This is a genomic window from Providencia sp. PROV048 (assembly GCF_033688165.1).
Lineage (GTDB): Bacteria > Pseudomonadota > Gammaproteobacteria > Enterobacterales > Enterobacteriaceae > Providencia > Providencia hangzhouensis.
The window spans coordinates 2000339-2017464 of record NZ_CP096360.1 but is presented as its reverse complement, the minus strand read 5'-3'; the positions used below and the strand labels follow the sequence as shown (position 1 = coordinate 2017464).

Genomic DNA, 17126 nt, shown 5'->3' with positions numbered 1-17126 from the left:
TACTATGATTTACCAATTAATAATGACAAGATCCCGGCAGCAATTAAAGGCCCTACAGGAACACCACGGAATAAAGCAACACCAATAACAGTTCCAACAAGTAAGCCTGCAACAGTAGAAGGTTGATGGGACATTAATGTGACACCTCGGCTACCTAACCAAGAAACGGCGATCCCGATGACAATTGCAAGAATCGATTTCCAATTCAAAAATGAGCTCAATACTTCATTTGCCGTTATTTTACCGCTCGCAATTGGCGCCATAACACCGATAGTTAAGATAAGTATCCCAATGGTTAAGCCATATTTTTCAACCCATGGAAAATAATTATTCAATGGTGTTATTCTGACCACCAATAAAAATAACATCGCAAGAGTGACTGTCATATTATGACTAATGATACCTAACCCGGCTAATACCAGTAGAATGATTAATGTTGGGTCAACATGACTCATAGATTTATCCCTGTAAAACGCATAATTATAATTTATTAGCAGCAAATAGACTGATTTAAAAACATGTTATTGGCTCATCAGCAAAGAAGCAAATATTAACGCCAACTCTTTTTATTTTTACGGTGACGATACTTTTATTAATAAAAAACCTTACTATTTCCGCACAATGTATTAACTCAAGTGTGACATTTTAGTTGTTCTTTATTATCTATTTAGTACTTTTTAAAAAATGCCTTCTTAGCATATTTCACGGTGACAAGCCGAATTGTACATAAAATTAGCATGGCAATACAGATAACTCCCATCGCCACCAAAACTTAAGCTAAATATTCGGAATATTCATCACTGTTTATTTTTTTATTTCTGCATTTTTTTTATATTTATCATCATAAAAACCAACTTGTGGTGCCTTTTGCTGAAGATAGTCCTAAATACCTTTACAACCAGACAATCCATCTCAATTACGTATAATAATCACCAATAATTAATACAGAAAAATCATAACTTAGCATTATTTATAATTTTAATGATTTACATGGTTGTGCGACGCTCTGCGCAAGCACAATGATTAGGATTAACAATATGAACCAATCTTTATCCCCCTTTTCAAACGCTCGTTTTATTGCTATCCGCTTAGTGCCTGGAGAAGATGCGCTTTTAGCATTAAAACGAAAAATTGAGCAACACAGCCTACAAGCTGCATTTATTGCCAGTAGCGTCGGCAGCTTAACTCATGTCGCACTGCGTTTTGCAGGACAAGAGAACACGTTTCACACAACAGGCAAATTCGAAATTGTTTCATTAATTGGCACGTTAGATGCTAACGGCGAACACCTGCATTTGTCTGTCTCTGATGAAGAAGGGAAAGTTCTCGGTGGCCATATGATGCCGGGTTGTACTGTTAGAACAACATTAGAGCTGATTATTGGGGAACTTGAAAAAGTTAATTTCACTCGTGAACCTTGCCTTTTGTCTGGTTATGAAGAGCTTATCATCACTTCTCGCTAATTTTATTATTCCATTACTGTAAGGAATGACTTTGTCATGAGTAAATCGTCGATTATTTCTAGTCGTACACTGACTTTAATTGTTTTTTCTATTGCTATTAATATGGTTATTGGCCAATTAAGCTCAATGTTAAAACTGCCGATATTCCTAGATTCTATAGGAACATTAATTTGTGCATTATTAGCAGGCCCTTGGGTTGCGCTATTGAGTGGATTATTAACAAATCTATTATGGGGTTTACTCAGCGGCCCAATTGCAGCGGCTTTCGCCCCTGTCGCGATGATGATTGGCCTGAGTGCTGGGTTATTAGCTCGCGCAGGTGGTTTTCGCACCTTACCAAGAGTGATTTTATCCGGTGTTGTCATTACTTTTGCGTTGATGATCGTTGCTGTTCCCATTCGCACTTACTTGTTTGCAGGAACAACCGGTAGCGGCGCTGACTTTTTTGTCGCGTATTTTCATGCTGTTGGCGATAACTTATTAGAATCGGTGGCAATTACAGTATTAGGCGCCAATATTGCAGATAAAGTCGCATCAGCCATTATTGCTTGGTTATTGGTTCGACAATTACCAGAACGTGTCCAACGTAATTATCCAAATATGGCTAAGGTCCGTTAAATGCATCCATTTACCTCGCTGACAATTTGGTTTTGGCTCAGTGTAAGCTCGCTTTTCTTACCATTGAGCTGGCCATTAATTCTGCTAGGTTGCAGCACATTTGGTGTTTTATTATTTTGGCGGCCCGCACGCCACCGATGGAAAATAGTTGCGTGGATTATGCTTCCCATGGCGGCAGGGCTTTGGTTAATTCATGGTGGCTGGCTAGCTCAGCTATTAACCGGAGCCACATTAAAAAATAGCCGCCCTGAATTTGCACTAGCATTGTGGTTTAAGTTATTAACGATTATTAGCGCTTCTCAGCTTTGGTTGCAATATGTACCGACTGAACGCTTTATTCGTGCGTTATTTGCTAGCCGTTTACCTGCTAGTTTTGCATACCTACTCGCAGGCCCGTTATTACTTGCAGAACAATTTCGTCAGCAATTAAACACCATCCGTGAGGCACAATTGGCAAGAGGCGTCCCTCTTGACGGGCGCTTTTGGCAACGTGTTATATCGTTACCTGCCCTATTATTTCCACTTGCCAGTAATACCTTAAGTGAACTAAGTATTCGTGGAGCCGCATTAGATATGCGTGGTTTTCGTTATTGTGCCAAACGCACCACATTAAACCCGCCTAGAGATAGCTCTCTCCAAGCAGTACTTAGATATGGGTTAGTTCTGTTAATTTTCATTGAAGGTGGTCTATCTCTGTGGTGGTAAATCTACAACAAATGCGCTTCATTCCACAAGGTGCGGAGCAGTCCCTATTAGGGCCGATTGATCTTCAGCTAAACGCAGGCCAATGGCTATGCATATTTGGCGGTAACGGCAGCGGAAAAAGCACATTAGCGCAAATACTCGCCGGTTGGCACAATAACCTCATTCAGGGGAAAATCGAAGGAACCGCAGAGATATTACGAGCGCCCTTAGCTGACAACTCCGTGGTTCAGGTGTCTATATCACGCCAACTAGTTCAGCAATCCCCCCAATTACAACTTTCAGGCTGCGCGTTTACCGTTGAACAGGAAATTGCGTTCGGGCCTGAGAACCTCGGTTTAACACCCGACGAAATTAGTGAGCGAGTTGAGCTTGCCATTGAACTGACGTTTTGTAGGGCACTGCGAACGCACCATCCTGCAACCTTATCAGGCGGTGAAGCGCAACGAGTGGTGTTAGCAAGCGCATTAGCGATGCAACCCAAACTCCTGTTACTTGATGAAGCCTTTAGTCGGCTCACACCGAGTGCAACACAACGCATCTTAACGCAATTACAACGCTATACAGAACAAACAAGCTGTAGCATTATTTTTTTTGAGCGCAACTTATTACCAGCCATCAGTTTCTGTGACTCATTCCTTTTGCTGAATACGGGTAAAACCTTTTTAGAGGCTGGGAAAATGGTCGCAACAGGCGGTTTAAATGATGTTTTTCTTGATGCCATTGAAACAATCAATATGCCAGATGCTTGGCGCGCGGTAGGTGAACTGCTCAAATTAGGGTATTGGCAAGGAAATATTCCCCACGATGAAGCACAATTGCTACAGATGTTTAAGGAGCGATATGTTACAGCTTGAAAACCTGAGTTATCGTTGGCCAAGTTCAACTATTGATAACATACAATCTTTATCTCTATCTATTCACTCTGGTGAATGGGTCGCTGTAGTTGGGGATAATGGTGCAGGTAAATCAACGCTATTGCGCCTTTTAGCGGGGTTATTGCGCCCAACACAAGGTGATATTCGGCTTGATAGCCTGCCGCTTAATCTTCTTTCCTCCCCACAAAGAGCTAACCATATTGGGATCTTATTCCAAGAAGCTGAGAAACAAATTTTTCATAGTTGTGTACGTGATGAAATTGCTTTTGGTTTAAAACGCCAAAAACATCATAAACGTGATATTCAAGCGCGAGTACAGCAAGCACTTGAAATTTGTCACTTATCCGATGTGGCGGATAAACACCCTTTAGATTTACATGCAGGCCAACGCAGGATGGTTGCTGTTGCCTGCTTAGAGGCTGTTTCACCTAAACTATTGCTACTTGATGAACCAAGCCGTGACTTTGATGCCTTTTGGATGCGAAAATTCGAAGACTGGCTGACACTACAACGCGAAAAAGGGGTAACTGTCGTTTCGATTAGCCACGATCTTGATTTTGTCGCCCGCCATTTTCAACGTATAATACATCTATCAAATGGTAATCTAATCGCTGATGGTCAACCACTGGAAGTATTAGGTCATCCAGAGTTACAAGTTGAAAGCCCACTTCCCGCACCGACATTGATATCACTTAGTCAGCAACTACAAATAAATACTACTGATACCACTCTTTCATCATGGATCACACATTTTATTAACCAACAGTCGCGCCCGATTAATAACTAAAAAATAAAAAAATAGCCTGCAATGCAGGCTAAAATCTCATTCAAATTATAGGAAATTAATTAATCTAACTGCACGCCAATACGGCGGGCGACCTCTTCGTAAGCTTCAATTAGACCACCAAGGCTCTGACGAAAACGGTCTTTATCCATTTTATTCAGTGTTTCTTTGTCCCATAAACGGCTACCGTCTGGGGAAAACTCATCACCTAAGACAACCTGGCCTTTATACAAGCCGAACTCCAGTTTAAAATCGACTAAAATTAACCCTGCATCTGCAAAAATTTTACTGAGCACTTCATTGGCTTTGTAGCTTAGCTCACGCATTTTAGCCAAATTTTCTTTACTCACCCAACCAAAAGTCTCACAGTACGATTCATTCACCATCGGGTCGTGCTTGGCATCGTCCTTTAAGAATAAGTCAAATAAAGGCGGGTTTAACACCATGCCTTCTTCAACACCTAAGCGTTTTACCAGTGAACCCGCTGCACGGTTGCGGATCACACACTCAACCGGCACCATATCTAACTTTTTCACTAGAGCTTCTGTGTCAGACAATAATGCTTCCATTTGCGTTGGAATACCGGCTGCTTCTAATTTGCTCATAATGAAATGGTTAAACTTGTTATTTACCATACCTTTACGGTCAAACTGCTCGATACGCTCACCATCGAGTGCTGATGTATCATTACGGAACTCCAGAACCAGTAGATCAGGATCCTCTGTGGTATAGACTGTTTTTGCCTTACCACGATACAACTCAGCTTTCTTTTGCATCTTACACACTCCAGGGATGTGATTAAACTAAACAAAAATCAACCTGCACAGCAGATTCAGATAAGTAACAGAAGAACAAAAACCATTCAAATGGCCTATTCATTGTTAATTTTCTGCTCTGTTTCAGTCAGTTACTGAAATTCACTATGTAAAACGCTAACTAGCTGATATTCAATATTTTATAATTGACTGCTAATCATGATAATAAAATTCCGGAGCGGACGCAAACGATTACTTAACCATAAATACTGATTTTTTGTCCATTTGTTTTAAGTGAAAACATGAAAGATAAAATTAGCCTTCCAGAGAAGGAAAATTGAAACTGATGGAATGCTAATTAATAATTAACTAAGCATATAGGTTACGATAAGCATTAAATAAACAAAATACAGAGCTGATAACCACCAGCCTATGCGTATGAAGCTTAATATCTTTACCCCAATACAAACCCATCCAATTTAAATAAAAAAACCGCAGCTTGTATTTAAGCTACGGTTTAATTAGTCATCTAAAAATGTTGAATTATTGCTTTTTAGCTGGTGCTTTACTAAACGCCGCTTTCAGTGCAGCAACCATTTCATCATTTTGTTTTTGTGTTAAAGGAACACCTTTGGTGGTGATAAATTGCAGTGTACTACGGTTATTTAAATCACCGACCTGCACTTTATAATCCGCTTCTGGCACAGTTGGGTCATCAATGCCCAACGCCTGCCATTCTGAACTGCTTAAACCTTTATAAGTCACCAGCACAGAACCACTTGAACGTGTACGGTCACCCACTTTCATGCCAACACTTTCTAAGGTGTGTGGTAAGCGTTCCCATACTGCATCAAATGGCGCACGAACAACAACTAAAGGTAAGCCAGTATCATCACTACCTGTTTGAACATCAATGATACCATAAGCATTTTGGATGCTATTTTTGTTTGAAGTATCACGCAACGTATATAAGTTATCGGTTAATTCATTCAATAACAGTTTGTTATAACGTTGAGTTTCGACAACATCGGTAATGGTCTCACCACCTTGACGTAAGCCTAAGCTGGTTACCGTTAACGCCATCATACCATTTTCTGGTTGCACTGTTACTTTATGGCGACTCTCAATCGGTACGTTTTCATCTGCACGATCCCATTTGACCCAATCGGTTTCAATTGAGCGAGAACCATCATCTTTAGATGAAACTGGAATACCTCTTTGCTCTAAGATCATCGTAACTTGTGACCAAAGTGCACTATTTTCAGGTGTATTTTCTAGCAACAAACGACTTGCTTGAGCGCTATCCTCTGTACGAGAACCCGCTAATTGCGAAATTGTCAGTACTGGCGGACGAATGTCTAACGCTTTCCCTATTGCCCCTGTTGATGTGGCTTTAGGGATATCATACTCACCATTTTGTTCTGGTAATGTCAGCCCTTGTGGCACATTCAACACTTTCAATGGCGCAGCATTGAGATATTCCTCATCACCACTGACCTGACGTTTATAGCGCTGATCGCTGGAGCAGGCTGCCAGTAACACGACAAGTGACAGGCCAGCAACCTTCATAACCTTCGATTTTTGCAATAATGTTGCCATTAAAATTCCCTAAATTTTACAGTAACCCAGCGAGCTTCAAGGCTTCCTCAACTTTTTGCTGGCCCGAGGTGGTTAACGGTGTCATTGGCAACCGTAATGTACCATCTGCAATCAGGCCTAAGCGATGACAGCCCCATTTCGCTGGAATTGGATTTGGTTCAACAAATAACTGAAGATGAAGCCCCATCAGTTTTTTATTTAATTCACGCGCCTCAGTATATTTGCCTGCAAGCGCTAAGTCACACATTTTTACCATCTGTGGTGCCGCAACGTTGGATGTGACTGAAATAACGCCTTGACCACCCAGTTGCATGAAATCAAGTGCTGTTGCGTCATCACCTGTTAACAGTACAAAATTATCATCAACCAGTTCTTTGATTTGATGAACCCTAGCTAAGTTCCCTGTTGCTTCTTTAATTGCAACAATATTCGCCAGTTTTGCTAAACGCCCAACGGTTTCAGGCAACATATCACAGCCAGTGCGTGATGGTACATTATAAAGAATCTGTGGCAAGCTCGTGTTTTCTGAAATTGCTTTAAAGTGTTGATATAACCCTTCCTGAGAAGGTCTATTATAATAAGGTGTTACCGTCAGGCAAGCAACTACACCACTGTTTTCAAACTCATTTGTCAGCGAAATAGCTTCAGCTGTCGCATTTGCGCCTGCTCCTGCAATAATAGGAATACGGCCATCCGCTAATTCAAGTGTCGCTTTCACGACATCCACATGTTCTTTGTGCGTTAAGGTTGCTGATTCGCCAGTTGTACCAACAGAAACAATCGCAGTTGTTCCGCTTTCAACATGATAATCCACCAATTTTTTTAAGCTGGCTTTATCTAAACGCCCCGCCGAATCCATTGGTGTGATAACTGCAACAATGCTTCCCGTTAAAAAATCTTTATAGTTTGCGTTTCCATTAGCCATAGCGATACCCCCTCAATAATTGAACTACCATGTTACTTTTTCATTTCAAAGAAGAAAACCACCCAACAGCAAGAATTTAATGAATTTTGTTAATGCCGAGCACATTAACTTAAATAGAAGTAATAATTCACTGATATTTCTCGCAAGAGTCTATTTCCCCTCTTGGCAGATTGTCTTTTTTATGGTTTCCTTACCTTCATAGTCAGTCAGTTTTTAGTGCTAGAATTTTACTGCTATATTCTAATCAAATGTTTAACTGACATAATTAAAATACTAAGGAATAGACTTTGCCTAAGACTGAACAGCAATTTCTTGTCATTACTGCGCTGGGAACAGATCGTCCGGGCATTGTGAATACTATTACACGGCTAGTCAGCGAGTGTGATTGTAATATTGAAGATAGTCGCTTAGCGATGTTTGGCAAGGAATTTACCTTCATTATGATGCTTTCAGGCAGTTGGAATGCTATCACCCTTTTAGAGGCGACATTGCCACCTAAGGGTGCCGAGCTTGATTTGCTCATCGTAATGAAAAGAACCCAGAGTGTTCAAACAACCTATTACCCATCGACAGTAACAGTGAATGTTGTTGTTGACGATGCACCCCGTATTGTCGAGCAATTCACAAATTTATTCACAACCTCGCAGTGTAATATCGCAGAGCTTGTTTCTAAAACACAACCAGCCAATAATGATATGCCCGCTCAACTGGAGATTCAGATTACTGCACACGACCCGTTGGACGATAATGGCATAATCATAAAAAATAAATTTCAACAACTGTGTACAATGCTAAATGCTAAAGGCAACATAAGTATTGTTAACAACCCCAACATGCAAAGTTAACGGAGATATATGTAATGAACCCATTGAAAGCCGGTGATAAGGCGCCTCAATTTAGCCTTCCTGACCAAGATGGTGAGCTCATCAATCTTTCTGATTATCAGGGTCAGCGCGTATTAGTTTACTTTTATCCTAAAGCGATGACCCCTGGTTGTACTGTTCAAGCGTGTGGTCTACGTGATGAAATGGATACACTTAAAGCGAAAGGTGTCGAAGTATTAGGTATTAGCACAGACAAACCAGAGAAACTGTCTCGTTTCGCTGAAAAAGAGATGTTGAACTTCACTTTATTATCAGATGAAGACCACCAAGTATGTGAGCAATTTGGGGTTTGGGGTGAAAAACAATTCATGGGGAAAACCTATGATGGGATTCATCGTATTAGCTTCCTCGTTGACCCTACTGGGAAAATAGAACACGTCTTTGACAATTTTAAAACCAGTAACCACCACGAAATCGTGCTTGATTACATTAATACACACGCTTAATCGCCACATCTTAGTGCTGTATGCCCCCATACAGCACTATTCCTAACCTAGTTTTGTGATTCCGTTGGCTCTTCCGGCCATACGTGAATGACCGCTTTAATCAGTGTTGCTAATGGGATTGCAAAAAATACGCCCCAAAAGCCCCATAACCCACCAAATATCACAACAGATAAAATAATCACTAGTGGATGCAAATTTACCGCTTCAGAAAACAATAAAGGCACAACAACGTTGCTATCCAAACCTTGGATCACTAAGTAAACTAACATTAGGTACCAAAATTCACTGCCGATACCGAACTGAAAGAGCGCAACAATAACCACTGGGATCGTGGCCGCTACCGCACCAATATAAGGGATTAATACCGCTACTCCGACAAGAACCGATAACAATACGGAATAGCGCAAGTCAAAATAAGCAAAACATAAATAGGTCGCCACCCCAACAATTACCATTTCTGTTACTTTCCCTCGTAAGTAGTTGGTGATTTGTTCATTCATTTCGACCCAAACTTTGCCCACTAACAAACGATTTTTGGGTAATAACTTAAGAAAGCTTTTGCTGATACGTTCTTTATCTTTTAAAAGAAAAAATGTCATCAAAGGCACTAGAACTAAGTAAACCGCCAAAGTAAAAATACCAATTAATGATGCAACTGACGCTTTAACCACTGAGTCCGCAATACCCGACATGCGGCTACGAAGGTTATCTGCCATCATATCAATAATGCCAACATCCACTAATGCGGGGTATTGCTCTGGTAATTTCTGTGCGAATTCATTGAAACGGTTAACCATATTTGGTAGATCGGCCATCAAATTAATCCCTTGCTGCCATGCCGTCGGCGCAATAATTAAAATAACCATGGCACTTATTCCAGCGAATAAGGTCAAAATAATACCGACAGCAACTGAACGAGATAACCCTATACGCTGTAATAAATTGGTTGGCCATTCAAGTAAATAAGCTAAAGCAATTGCCGCCAGCAATGGAGCCAGTATACTGCTGAAAAAGAAGATGATCACAAACCCCGATACGAGTAATGTAAAGAGGGCTATGGCTTGTGGATCAGCAAAACGCCGACGATACCACTGTAAAAACAATTCCAGCATTTATTGCTCCTGGGGGAATTAGTGCAAAGGACAGTTCCTAAAGTAACGAAAATTATACCGAAGAACAGATTTTACGATAGCTTTTGCTATCATGTGTTTTAAACTTTTCGCGTTTTTAGGTGCCTTACTTAAACATACCCGAAATAAAGTCGGTACTTACCCTAAATTTAAATGTTGTATGGGATACTCACGTTTCATGAAGAAAACTTTAAAATATCCATTATTGGCTTTCATGATCGCTGCGCTAATGAACGGTGCAGTTTTACCTGCTTATAGCGCAATTGAAGATACCTTACCCGATATAGGAACGACGGCGGGAGGCACTCTTAGCATCAACCAAGAAATTATTATGGGAGACGCAATCACACGCCAAATACGAGCCAGTACCCCTCTTATTTATGACCCACTGTTAACTCAGTATGTTAACAAACTTGGCATGCGCTTAGTAAAAAATGCCGACTCAGTTAAAACACCGTTTAAGTTCTATTTAGTCAATAACCCCAATATTAACGCATATGCCTATTTTGGGGGGAATGTCGTGCTGCATTCCGCATTATTTCGGTACAGCCAAAATGAAAGCCAGCTCGCATCAGTCATGGCTCACGAAATATCTCACGTCACGCAAAGACACCTTGCGCGAATGATGGAAGACCAGAAAAGCACCACTCCTCTCGCGATTGCAGGGACCATTGGTTCTTTACTGTTAGTGATGGCGAATCCTCAAGCCGGTTTTGCCGCTTTAACAGGAACAATGGCTGGGGTTCAACAAGGTATGATCAGCTTTACCCAAGCCAATGAACAAGAAGCTGACCGTATTGGCTTGCAGACATTAAGGCGCTCTGGCTTTGACCCACACGCCATGGCTGATTTTATGCAAACGATGTCAGACCAAACTCGTTATATGTCGAAGCCCCCTGAAATCCTATTAACGCACCCCTTACCGGATAGCCGTTTAGCGGATGCAAGAAACCGCTCTAATCAATATCCTAAAGTGAGTGTGCCATCATCACTGGATTTTATGTTAGCTCGCGTTCGTATTTTGGCCATGTATAGCACCGAGCAAAAACATGCCTTAGACCAAATTATTGAAAATTACGGGAAAGGTTCTGCACAAGAGCAAATTGCGGCACAATATGGTAAAGCGTTACTTCTTTCTCAGGACAAAAAATATGCAGAAGCAGGTAAAATCCTGACAGAGCTATTAGCGAAACAACCTGATAACCCTTGGTTTATTGATAGTATGACGGATGTCGATATCGAACAAAATCAAGTTGCTAGAGCAGTTTCGCGTTTACAAAACGCATTGAAAAAAACACCGAAAAATACTGTTTTCATTGTTAACCTTGCCAACGCATTAATTAATAATCATCAATATAAAGAAGCTACAACCTTGTTGAATAAATATACGTTTGATTACCCTGATGACCCGATTGGCTGGGATTTACTGGCCGAAGCGTCTGCAAAGCAAGGTAAACGTACAGAAGAACTCGCCGCTTACGCAGAAGGAATGGCATTACGGGGTAATTATGACACTGCGATTAATTATCTCAGCGATGCTAGCCGTCAAAGCCGTTTAGGCAGCTATGAACAACAGCGTTATGACGCTCGCATTGATGCGCTTAGAAAACTACAATTACGTGACAAAAATGCAAAACCGTAAGGAGTTAAAATAATGACGGATTCGATTAAGATTTACCACAACCCACGTTGTTCTAAAAGTCGTGAAACCCTAGCCCTTTTAACTGATAAGGGTATCACTCCCACGGTGGTCGAATATTTAAAAACACCCCCAACGGTAGCTGAGATCAAAAAACTCCTTAAAATGTTAGGCTTTAAAGATGCTCGTCAATTAATGCGCACCAAAGAAGAGCTGTATAAGGAATTGAATTTAAACGATGACAGCTTAACTCAGGACCAACTCATTAAAGCGATGCATGAGAACCCTAAGTTGATTGAACGCCCTATCGTTGTTAATGGTGATAAAGCACGCTTAGGCCGTCCGCCTGAGCAAGTCTGTGAAATCTTATAGTCACTATTTTGGCAGCTATGCGGCTGCCAACTCGTTTAGTCTACTAAAGTTTTAGAATATCTTTTACGAAAGGGATCGTTAATTTGCGCTGAGCAACGATGGATGCGTGGTCAAGTTTGTTTAAGATATCAAACAAGGTTCCCATTTTTCTATCTAAACGTTTTAATACGAAACGGCACACATCTTCCGGTAATTCGAAACCACGAATACGAGCACGTAATTGCAGTGCCCAAATTTTATCTTCGTCACTCAGTGGATGCAGTTTATAAATTTGTCCCCAATCAAGGCGAGACGCTAAATCAGGTAATTTCAGTTCGATTTGCCGAGGTGGCCTATCCCCAGTGATTAATAAACAAGTTCGGCCAATTTCCAAAATACGGTTATATAAATTGAAAATCGCCATTTCCCACTCTTCATCACCCGCGATGCACTGAATATTATCAATACAAACGAGTGATAAATGTTCCATACCGTCTAGTACTTCAGGGACAAAATATGCACGTTTATCTAAAGGGACATAGCCTACTGCAATGCCTTGTTCAGACAGTTCAGCACAAGCCGCATGTAATAAATGGCTTTTTCCACCACCTTCTCGCGACCAATAATAGATATAACTACCGTGTGGTTGATTAATAGCAGACTGAATAGCAGACAGCAACGCCCCATTTTCCCCTGCATAAAAGCTTGCAAAGGTTTCATCATCTGGCAGATATAGTGGTAATGAAAGCTGTGATGGTGTGTTCAGAAGCGCCTCTGGCTGTACAAATCAATTTTCATCTAGCAGTTTACCATAAAAAACACGGATAGATGAATAAGAACGGTGAGCAAATGCCGCTCGATCAACCGAACGGCAATAGGGAAAATCACATGGCTTATTTTTTATTGCTATCAAGCTCTTGCACTTCAGATGTTACAAATTGCTTTTCAGGCCTAACAAACGTTATAAAACGGAACAATAATGCCATAAATATCCCGACAATCGTCGCCAGTGCCATACCTTTAAGTTCCGCTTGACCGATATGGATAACCGCACCACTAACACCAATAATTAAAATCACTGAGGTTAAAATCAAATTTTGTGGCTTGTTATAATCAACTTTTGAATCAATCAACACACGAATACCTGATGCACCAATTACCCCGTATAATAAGAGTGAAACCCCGCCCATGACAGGAACCGGCACTAATTGGATAGCAGCAGCTAATTTACCAACACAAGATAATAAAATAGCAATAATTGCAGCTCCGCCAATCACCCATGTGCTGTATACCTTGGTAATTGCCATTACCCCAATATTTTCACCATAAGTCGTATTCGGTGTCGAGCCAAAGAAACCTGAAATCACTGTCGAGAACCCATTCGCAAACATTGAGCGATGCAAACCTGGCGATTTCATTAAGTCACGCTCAACAATATTCGCCGTGACCACTAAGTGCCCTACGTGCTCAGCGATAACGACTAAGGCCGCAGGTAAAATGGTTAAAATAGCAAACCATTCGAAGCGTGGTGTATAAAATGTTGGGATAGCAAACCATGGCGCTTCAATAACCGGGGTAAAGTCCACAATTCCCATAAAATAGGACAATGCATAACCCGCTAAAAAGCCAATCAAAATTGGAATTATAGATAAAAACCCACGGAAAACGACCGCGCAGAGAATAGTGACTGATAATGTGGTCAGGGAAATAATTAACGTGTTCGAATCAACCACTGCGCCATCTTTAGGTAATAGCCCTGCCATACCTGCAGCGGTTTGAGCAAGCTCTAAACCAATTACAGCTACGATTGCCCCCATTGCCGCTGGGGGGAACATGACGTTGATCCACCCTCTTCCTGCAACTTTAACAATCAGCGCAACTATACAGAACAACACGCCACAAATGATAAAGCCGCCAAGTGCCAATTCATAACCTAATGGTAATAAAATCAACACAGGGGAAATGAATGCAAAACTTGAACCTAAATAAGCTGGAATTTGCCCTTTACAAATAAATAAGTACAGCAGCGTTCCTATTCCATTAAACAGCAAAATTGTTGCGGGGTTTACACCAAACAGAATCGGTACGATAACGGTTGCGCCAAACATAGCAAACAGGTGTTGAAGGCTCAGTGGGATAGTTTGTAATAATGGTGGTCTTTCTTCAACACTGATGGTGCGACGAGTCATGTGACTTTATCCTCTTTTAGCGAAATGGCTAATCACTGAATAAGCAGTGAGTCTCTACAATTAATCAAAAAAAAGCCGACTTCTCAGTCGGCTTATCATTATTTAGTACCAAATATCTTGTCGCCCGCGTCACCGAGACCCGGAACGATATACCCCTCTTCATTTAAATACTCATCAATTGAAGCGGTATATAATTCAACATCTGGATGCGCAGCTTCTAACGCTTTTAAGCCTTCTGGCGCTGCAACAAGGACTAAGATTTTAATCGAGGTACAACCCGCATTTTTTAATAAATCAATGGTAGCAATCATTGAGCCACCCGTCGCTAACATTGGGTCAACCACTAATGCCATACGTTCTTCAATGTTAGATGCGAGTTTTTGGAAATAAGGGACAGGCTGCAGTGTTTCTTCATCACGATAAACACCCACCACACTGATACGTGCACTTGGAATACTATCTAATACACCATTCATCATACCAATACCAGCACGGAGAATTGGTACTACAGTGATTTTCTTACCTTTAATTTGTTCTATTTCTACAGGACCACACCAACCATCGATAGTCACTTTTTCAGTTTCAAGGTCAGCAGTTGCTTCATAAGTCAGTAGGCTACCAACCTCTGAGGCCAGTTCACGAAAGCGTTTTGTGCTTATATCATGATCTCGCATCAGGCCGAGTTTATGTTTAACGAGAGGGTGTTTTACCTCAACGATCTTCATGGGTTTCTCCTACTATTTAAGACGGCGGCGGACAAAAAAATCGCCGGATTATACCTCTTTTAGCTTTGGTTGCCACTAGATAACGCTTGATTTTGGTCAAAACAACAACGATTAACACAATTTTTTTTAGAATTATACCTTATCTCAGTTAAGTTGAAATTGGCTAAACCGCAAATTTGATTTAAATAAAATCATTTATTATTTTGCTGTACGGCTTCTATAACGTTCTCCTATTCTTTGATTGTGGTACCCAAAAATTTCCAACACAAAGCTATCGCAAACGTTTGCCTAGCCTGTTAGAATAATGTCAATGATGTTATTTTTCTCAAAAATGTAATTGCCTTGGGGGCCGTAGTGACTGATAAAACCTCTCTCAGCTATAAAGATGCCGGTGTTGATATTGATGCGGGTAACGCCTTGGTTGAACGTATTAAAGGTGTCGTAAAAGAAACCCGCCGCCCAGAAGTTATGGGGGGGCTTGGGGGATTCGGTGCATTATGTTCCCTACCGCAAAAATACCGTGAACCTGTTTTAGTTTCAGGCACTGACGGTGTCGGTACCAAATTACGCTTAGCAATGGATTTAAAACGTCATGACTCCATTGGGATTGACCTCGTCGCTATGTGTGTCAATGACCTGATTGTTCAAGGCGCAGAGCCTCTATTCTTCCTTGATTATTATGCAACAGGTAAACTGGATGTCGATACTGCTGCTAGCGTGATTACAGGTATCGCAGAAGGCTGTAAACAATCTGGTTGCGCATTAGTTGGCGGTGAAACTGCTGAAATGCCTGGCATGTACCATGGTGAAGACTACGATGTGGCGGGTTTCTGTGTGGGTGTTGTTGAGCGCTCAGAAATCATCGATGGCAGCAAAGTGAGTGCTGGGGATGCCTTAATTGCTTTAGCTTCTAGCGGCCCTCATTCAAATGGCTATTCGCTGGTTCGCAAAATCCTTGAAGTCAGTCAAACCAACCCAGAAGAAACGCAATTAGATGGGAAACCTTTAGCTGACCATTTATTAGAGCCAACACGCATTTACGTTAAAAATGTATTAGAGCTGATCGCAAATAGCGATATCCACGCCATTGCACACATAACCGGTGGGGGTTTCTGGGAAAATATTCCTCGCGTACTACCTGACAACACACAAGCGATTATTGACGGCAGCAGTTGGCAATGGCCCGCAGTCTTTAATTGGCTACAGCAAGCTGGTGATGTTAGTACCCATGAAATGTACCGTACCTTCAATTGTGGTGTGGGGATTATTATTGCTCTGCCACAGCAAGAAGTCGAAAATGCACTTGCTCTGCTGAACAAGCTTGGTGAAAACGCATGGCAAATCGGTACAATTGGTGCATTACCTGCGGGTGAAGAGCAGGTTGTGATCCGCTAATGAAAAAAATAGTTGTCCTCATTTCTGGCAGTGGCAGTAATTTGCAATCATTAATTGATAGCTGTCGCTCTGGGGCAATTGGCGCTCAAATTGTTGCTGTTATCAGCAACCAAGCCAATGCTTATGGGCTTGTTCGAGCACAACAGGCTGGGATCCCAGCCTGTTATTTAGATGCGAAACAATATACTGACCGCCAAGCATATGATGCTGCACTACTCGCGCAGGTTGACCAATTCCAGCCTGATTTAGTCGTATTAGCGGGTTTTATGCGTATCTTATCAGCCCAATTCGTCAACCACTTTGCTGGAAAATTACTCAATATCCACCCTTCTTTGCTACCTAAATACCCCGGTTTACATACACACCGTAAGGCGCTGGAAAATGGGGATAAAGAACATGGCACATCGGTGCATTTCGTTACAGAAGAGCTGGATGGCGGGCCGGTTATTTTACAAGCCAAAGTGCCTATCTTTGAACAAGATAGCGAAGAAGATATTATCGATCGGGTTAAAGCTCAAGAACATGCGATTTACCCATTAGTTGTTGAATGGTTCATCAGTGGCCGATTAACAATGCAAAAAGGTAACGCTGTGTTAGATAACCAAATTTTACCGCAACAAGGTTATGCTAACGAGTAACCTTC

The 17126-nt window shown here is 41.4% G+C and carries 19 protein-coding genes; 11 read left to right on the top strand and 8 right to left on the bottom strand.

The genetic code is table 11. The features are described from left to right. Nucleotides 1-2 precede the first annotated feature (2 nt). Entirely contained in the window at nucleotides 3-455 is a 453-nt protein-coding gene (locus M1F26_RS08770; protein WP_004253572.1) for a DUF441 domain-containing protein, read from the bottom strand. Nucleotides 456-1037: 582 nt separating this feature from the next. On the opposite strand from M1F26_RS08770, the gene M1F26_RS08765 reads away from it, so the two are divergent. The 5 genes from M1F26_RS08765 to M1F26_RS08745 are packed head-to-tail and all read left to right on the top strand — an operon-like array spanning nucleotide 1038 to nucleotide 4448. After that, the gene (locus M1F26_RS08765; protein WP_112307956.1) at nucleotides 1038-1463 is read left to right on the top strand and encodes a PPC domain-containing DNA-binding protein; all 426 of its coding nucleotides are present in this window, start codon (nucleotides 1038-1040) and stop codon (nucleotides 1461-1463) included. Nucleotides 1464-1499: 36 nt separating this feature from the next. Next, nucleotides 1500-2081: an ECF transporter S component gene (locus tag M1F26_RS08760; RefSeq protein WP_140172246.1), complete on the top strand. Its 582-nt coding sequence runs from the start codon at nucleotides 1500-1502 to the stop codon at nucleotides 2079-2081. Further along, nucleotides 2082-2786 carry an energy-coupling factor transporter transmembrane component T gene (locus tag M1F26_RS08755; protein WP_094960489.1) on the top strand — a complete coding sequence of 235 codons (705 nt, stop codon included), beginning with the start codon at nucleotides 2082-2084 and terminating at the stop codon, nucleotides 2784-2786. It begins immediately after the preceding gene. After that, nucleotides 2777-3640 (top strand): ABC transporter ATP-binding protein, encoded by an 864-nt coding sequence (locus M1F26_RS08750; RefSeq protein ID WP_140172247.1) that lies wholly within the window; start codon nucleotides 2777-2779, stop codon nucleotides 3638-3640. Before M1F26_RS08755 ends, M1F26_RS08750 begins: the two co-directional genes overlap by 10 nt. Then, the gene (locus M1F26_RS08745; RefSeq protein WP_200129207.1) at nucleotides 3627-4448 is read left to right on the top strand and encodes an energy-coupling factor ABC transporter ATP-binding protein; all 822 of its coding nucleotides are present in this window, start codon (nucleotides 3627-3629) and stop codon (nucleotides 4446-4448) included. The genes M1F26_RS08750 and M1F26_RS08745 overlap by 14 nt, the downstream gene beginning before the upstream one ends. Before the next feature lie 59 nt (nucleotides 4449-4507). On the opposite strand, the gene purC is transcribed toward M1F26_RS08745, so the two are convergent. From purC to dapA, 3 genes are all read right to left on the bottom strand, one after another. Beyond that, nucleotides 4508-5221 (bottom strand): phosphoribosylaminoimidazolesuccinocarboxamide synthase, encoded by a 714-nt coding sequence (gene purC, locus M1F26_RS08740; protein WP_004911363.1) that lies wholly within the window; start codon nucleotides 5219-5221, stop codon nucleotides 4508-4510. Nucleotides 5222-5743: 522 nt separating this feature from the next. After that, nucleotides 5744-6799, bottom strand: coding sequence for an outer membrane protein assembly factor BamC (bamC, locus tag M1F26_RS08735; RefSeq protein ID WP_140172249.1), 1056 nt, complete (start codon nucleotides 6797-6799; stop codon nucleotides 5744-5746). 16 nt (nucleotides 6800-6815) lie between these two features. Further along, a complete protein-coding gene (gene dapA, locus M1F26_RS08730) occupies nucleotides 6816-7724 on the bottom strand; it encodes a 4-hydroxy-tetrahydrodipicolinate synthase (RefSeq protein ID WP_004253550.1) in 909 nt (302 codons plus the stop codon). Nucleotides 7725-8011: 287 nt separating this feature from the next. Here dapA and M1F26_RS08725 point away from each other — a divergent pair, with 287 nt between their 5' ends. Together M1F26_RS08725 and bcp are read left to right on the top strand one after the other, a co-directional pair. Further along, nucleotides 8012-8569 carry a glycine cleavage system transcriptional repressor gene (locus M1F26_RS08725; protein ID WP_004253549.1) on the top strand — a complete coding sequence of 186 codons (558 nt, stop codon included), beginning with the start codon at nucleotides 8012-8014 and terminating at the stop codon, nucleotides 8567-8569. A 14-nt stretch (nucleotides 8570-8583) separates the two neighbouring features. Beyond that, nucleotides 8584-9054 (top strand): thioredoxin-dependent thiol peroxidase, encoded by a 471-nt coding sequence (gene bcp / locus M1F26_RS08720; protein ID WP_004253548.1) that lies wholly within the window; start codon nucleotides 8584-8586, stop codon nucleotides 9052-9054. Between the two features lie 47 nt (nucleotides 9055-9101). Here bcp and M1F26_RS08715 read toward each other — a convergent pair whose 3' ends face one another. Continuing rightward, complete coding sequence (locus M1F26_RS08715) at nucleotides 9102-10166, bottom strand: AI-2E family transporter (protein WP_004253547.1); 1065 nt, start codon at nucleotides 10164-10166, stop codon at nucleotides 9102-9104. Nucleotides 10167-10362: 196 nt separating this feature from the next. Here M1F26_RS08715 and M1F26_RS08710 point away from each other — a divergent pair, with 196 nt between their 5' ends. Next, the gene (locus M1F26_RS08710; RefSeq protein ID WP_036958108.1) at nucleotides 10363-11826 is read left to right on the top strand and encodes a tetratricopeptide repeat protein; all 1464 of its coding nucleotides are present in this window, start codon (nucleotides 10363-10365) and stop codon (nucleotides 11824-11826) included. Between the two features lie 12 nt (nucleotides 11827-11838). Further along, nucleotides 11839-12195: an arsenate reductase (glutaredoxin) gene (gene arsC, locus M1F26_RS08705; RefSeq protein WP_094960485.1), complete on the top strand. Its 357-nt coding sequence runs from the start codon at nucleotides 11839-11841 to the stop codon at nucleotides 12193-12195. Between the two features lie 43 nt (nucleotides 12196-12238). Here arsC and hda read toward each other — a convergent pair whose 3' ends face one another. The 3 genes from hda to upp form a co-directional block, all read right to left on the bottom strand. Next, nucleotides 12239-12940, bottom strand: a complete 702-nt coding sequence (gene hda / locus M1F26_RS08700; protein ID WP_036957653.1) for a DnaA inactivator Hda — start codon at nucleotides 12938-12940, stop codon at nucleotides 12239-12241. 127 nt (nucleotides 12941-13067) lie between these two features. After that, on the bottom strand, nucleotides 13068-14363 hold the full coding sequence (gene uraA, locus M1F26_RS08695) for a uracil permease (RefSeq protein WP_004253542.1): 1296 nt from the start codon (nucleotides 14361-14363) through the stop codon (nucleotides 13068-13070). Nucleotides 14364-14461: 98 nt separating this feature from the next. Further along, the gene (gene upp, locus M1F26_RS08690; protein WP_004253541.1) at nucleotides 14462-15088 is read right to left on the bottom strand and encodes a uracil phosphoribosyltransferase; all 627 of its coding nucleotides are present in this window, start codon (nucleotides 15086-15088) and stop codon (nucleotides 14462-14464) included. 354 nt (nucleotides 15089-15442) lie between these two features. Between upp and purM the strand changes: the two genes are divergently transcribed. Next, nucleotides 15443-16483: a phosphoribosylformylglycinamidine cyclo-ligase gene (purM, locus tag M1F26_RS08685; RefSeq protein ID WP_004911381.1), complete on the top strand. Its 1041-nt coding sequence runs from the start codon at nucleotides 15443-15445 to the stop codon at nucleotides 16481-16483. Continuing rightward, nucleotides 16483-17121 carry a phosphoribosylglycinamide formyltransferase gene (gene purN, locus M1F26_RS08680; RefSeq protein WP_004253539.1) on the top strand — a complete coding sequence of 213 codons (639 nt, stop codon included), beginning with the start codon at nucleotides 16483-16485 and terminating at the stop codon, nucleotides 17119-17121. The genes purM and purN overlap by 1 nt, the downstream gene beginning before the upstream one ends. The last annotated feature ends 5 nt before the right edge of the window (nucleotides 17122-17126 follow it).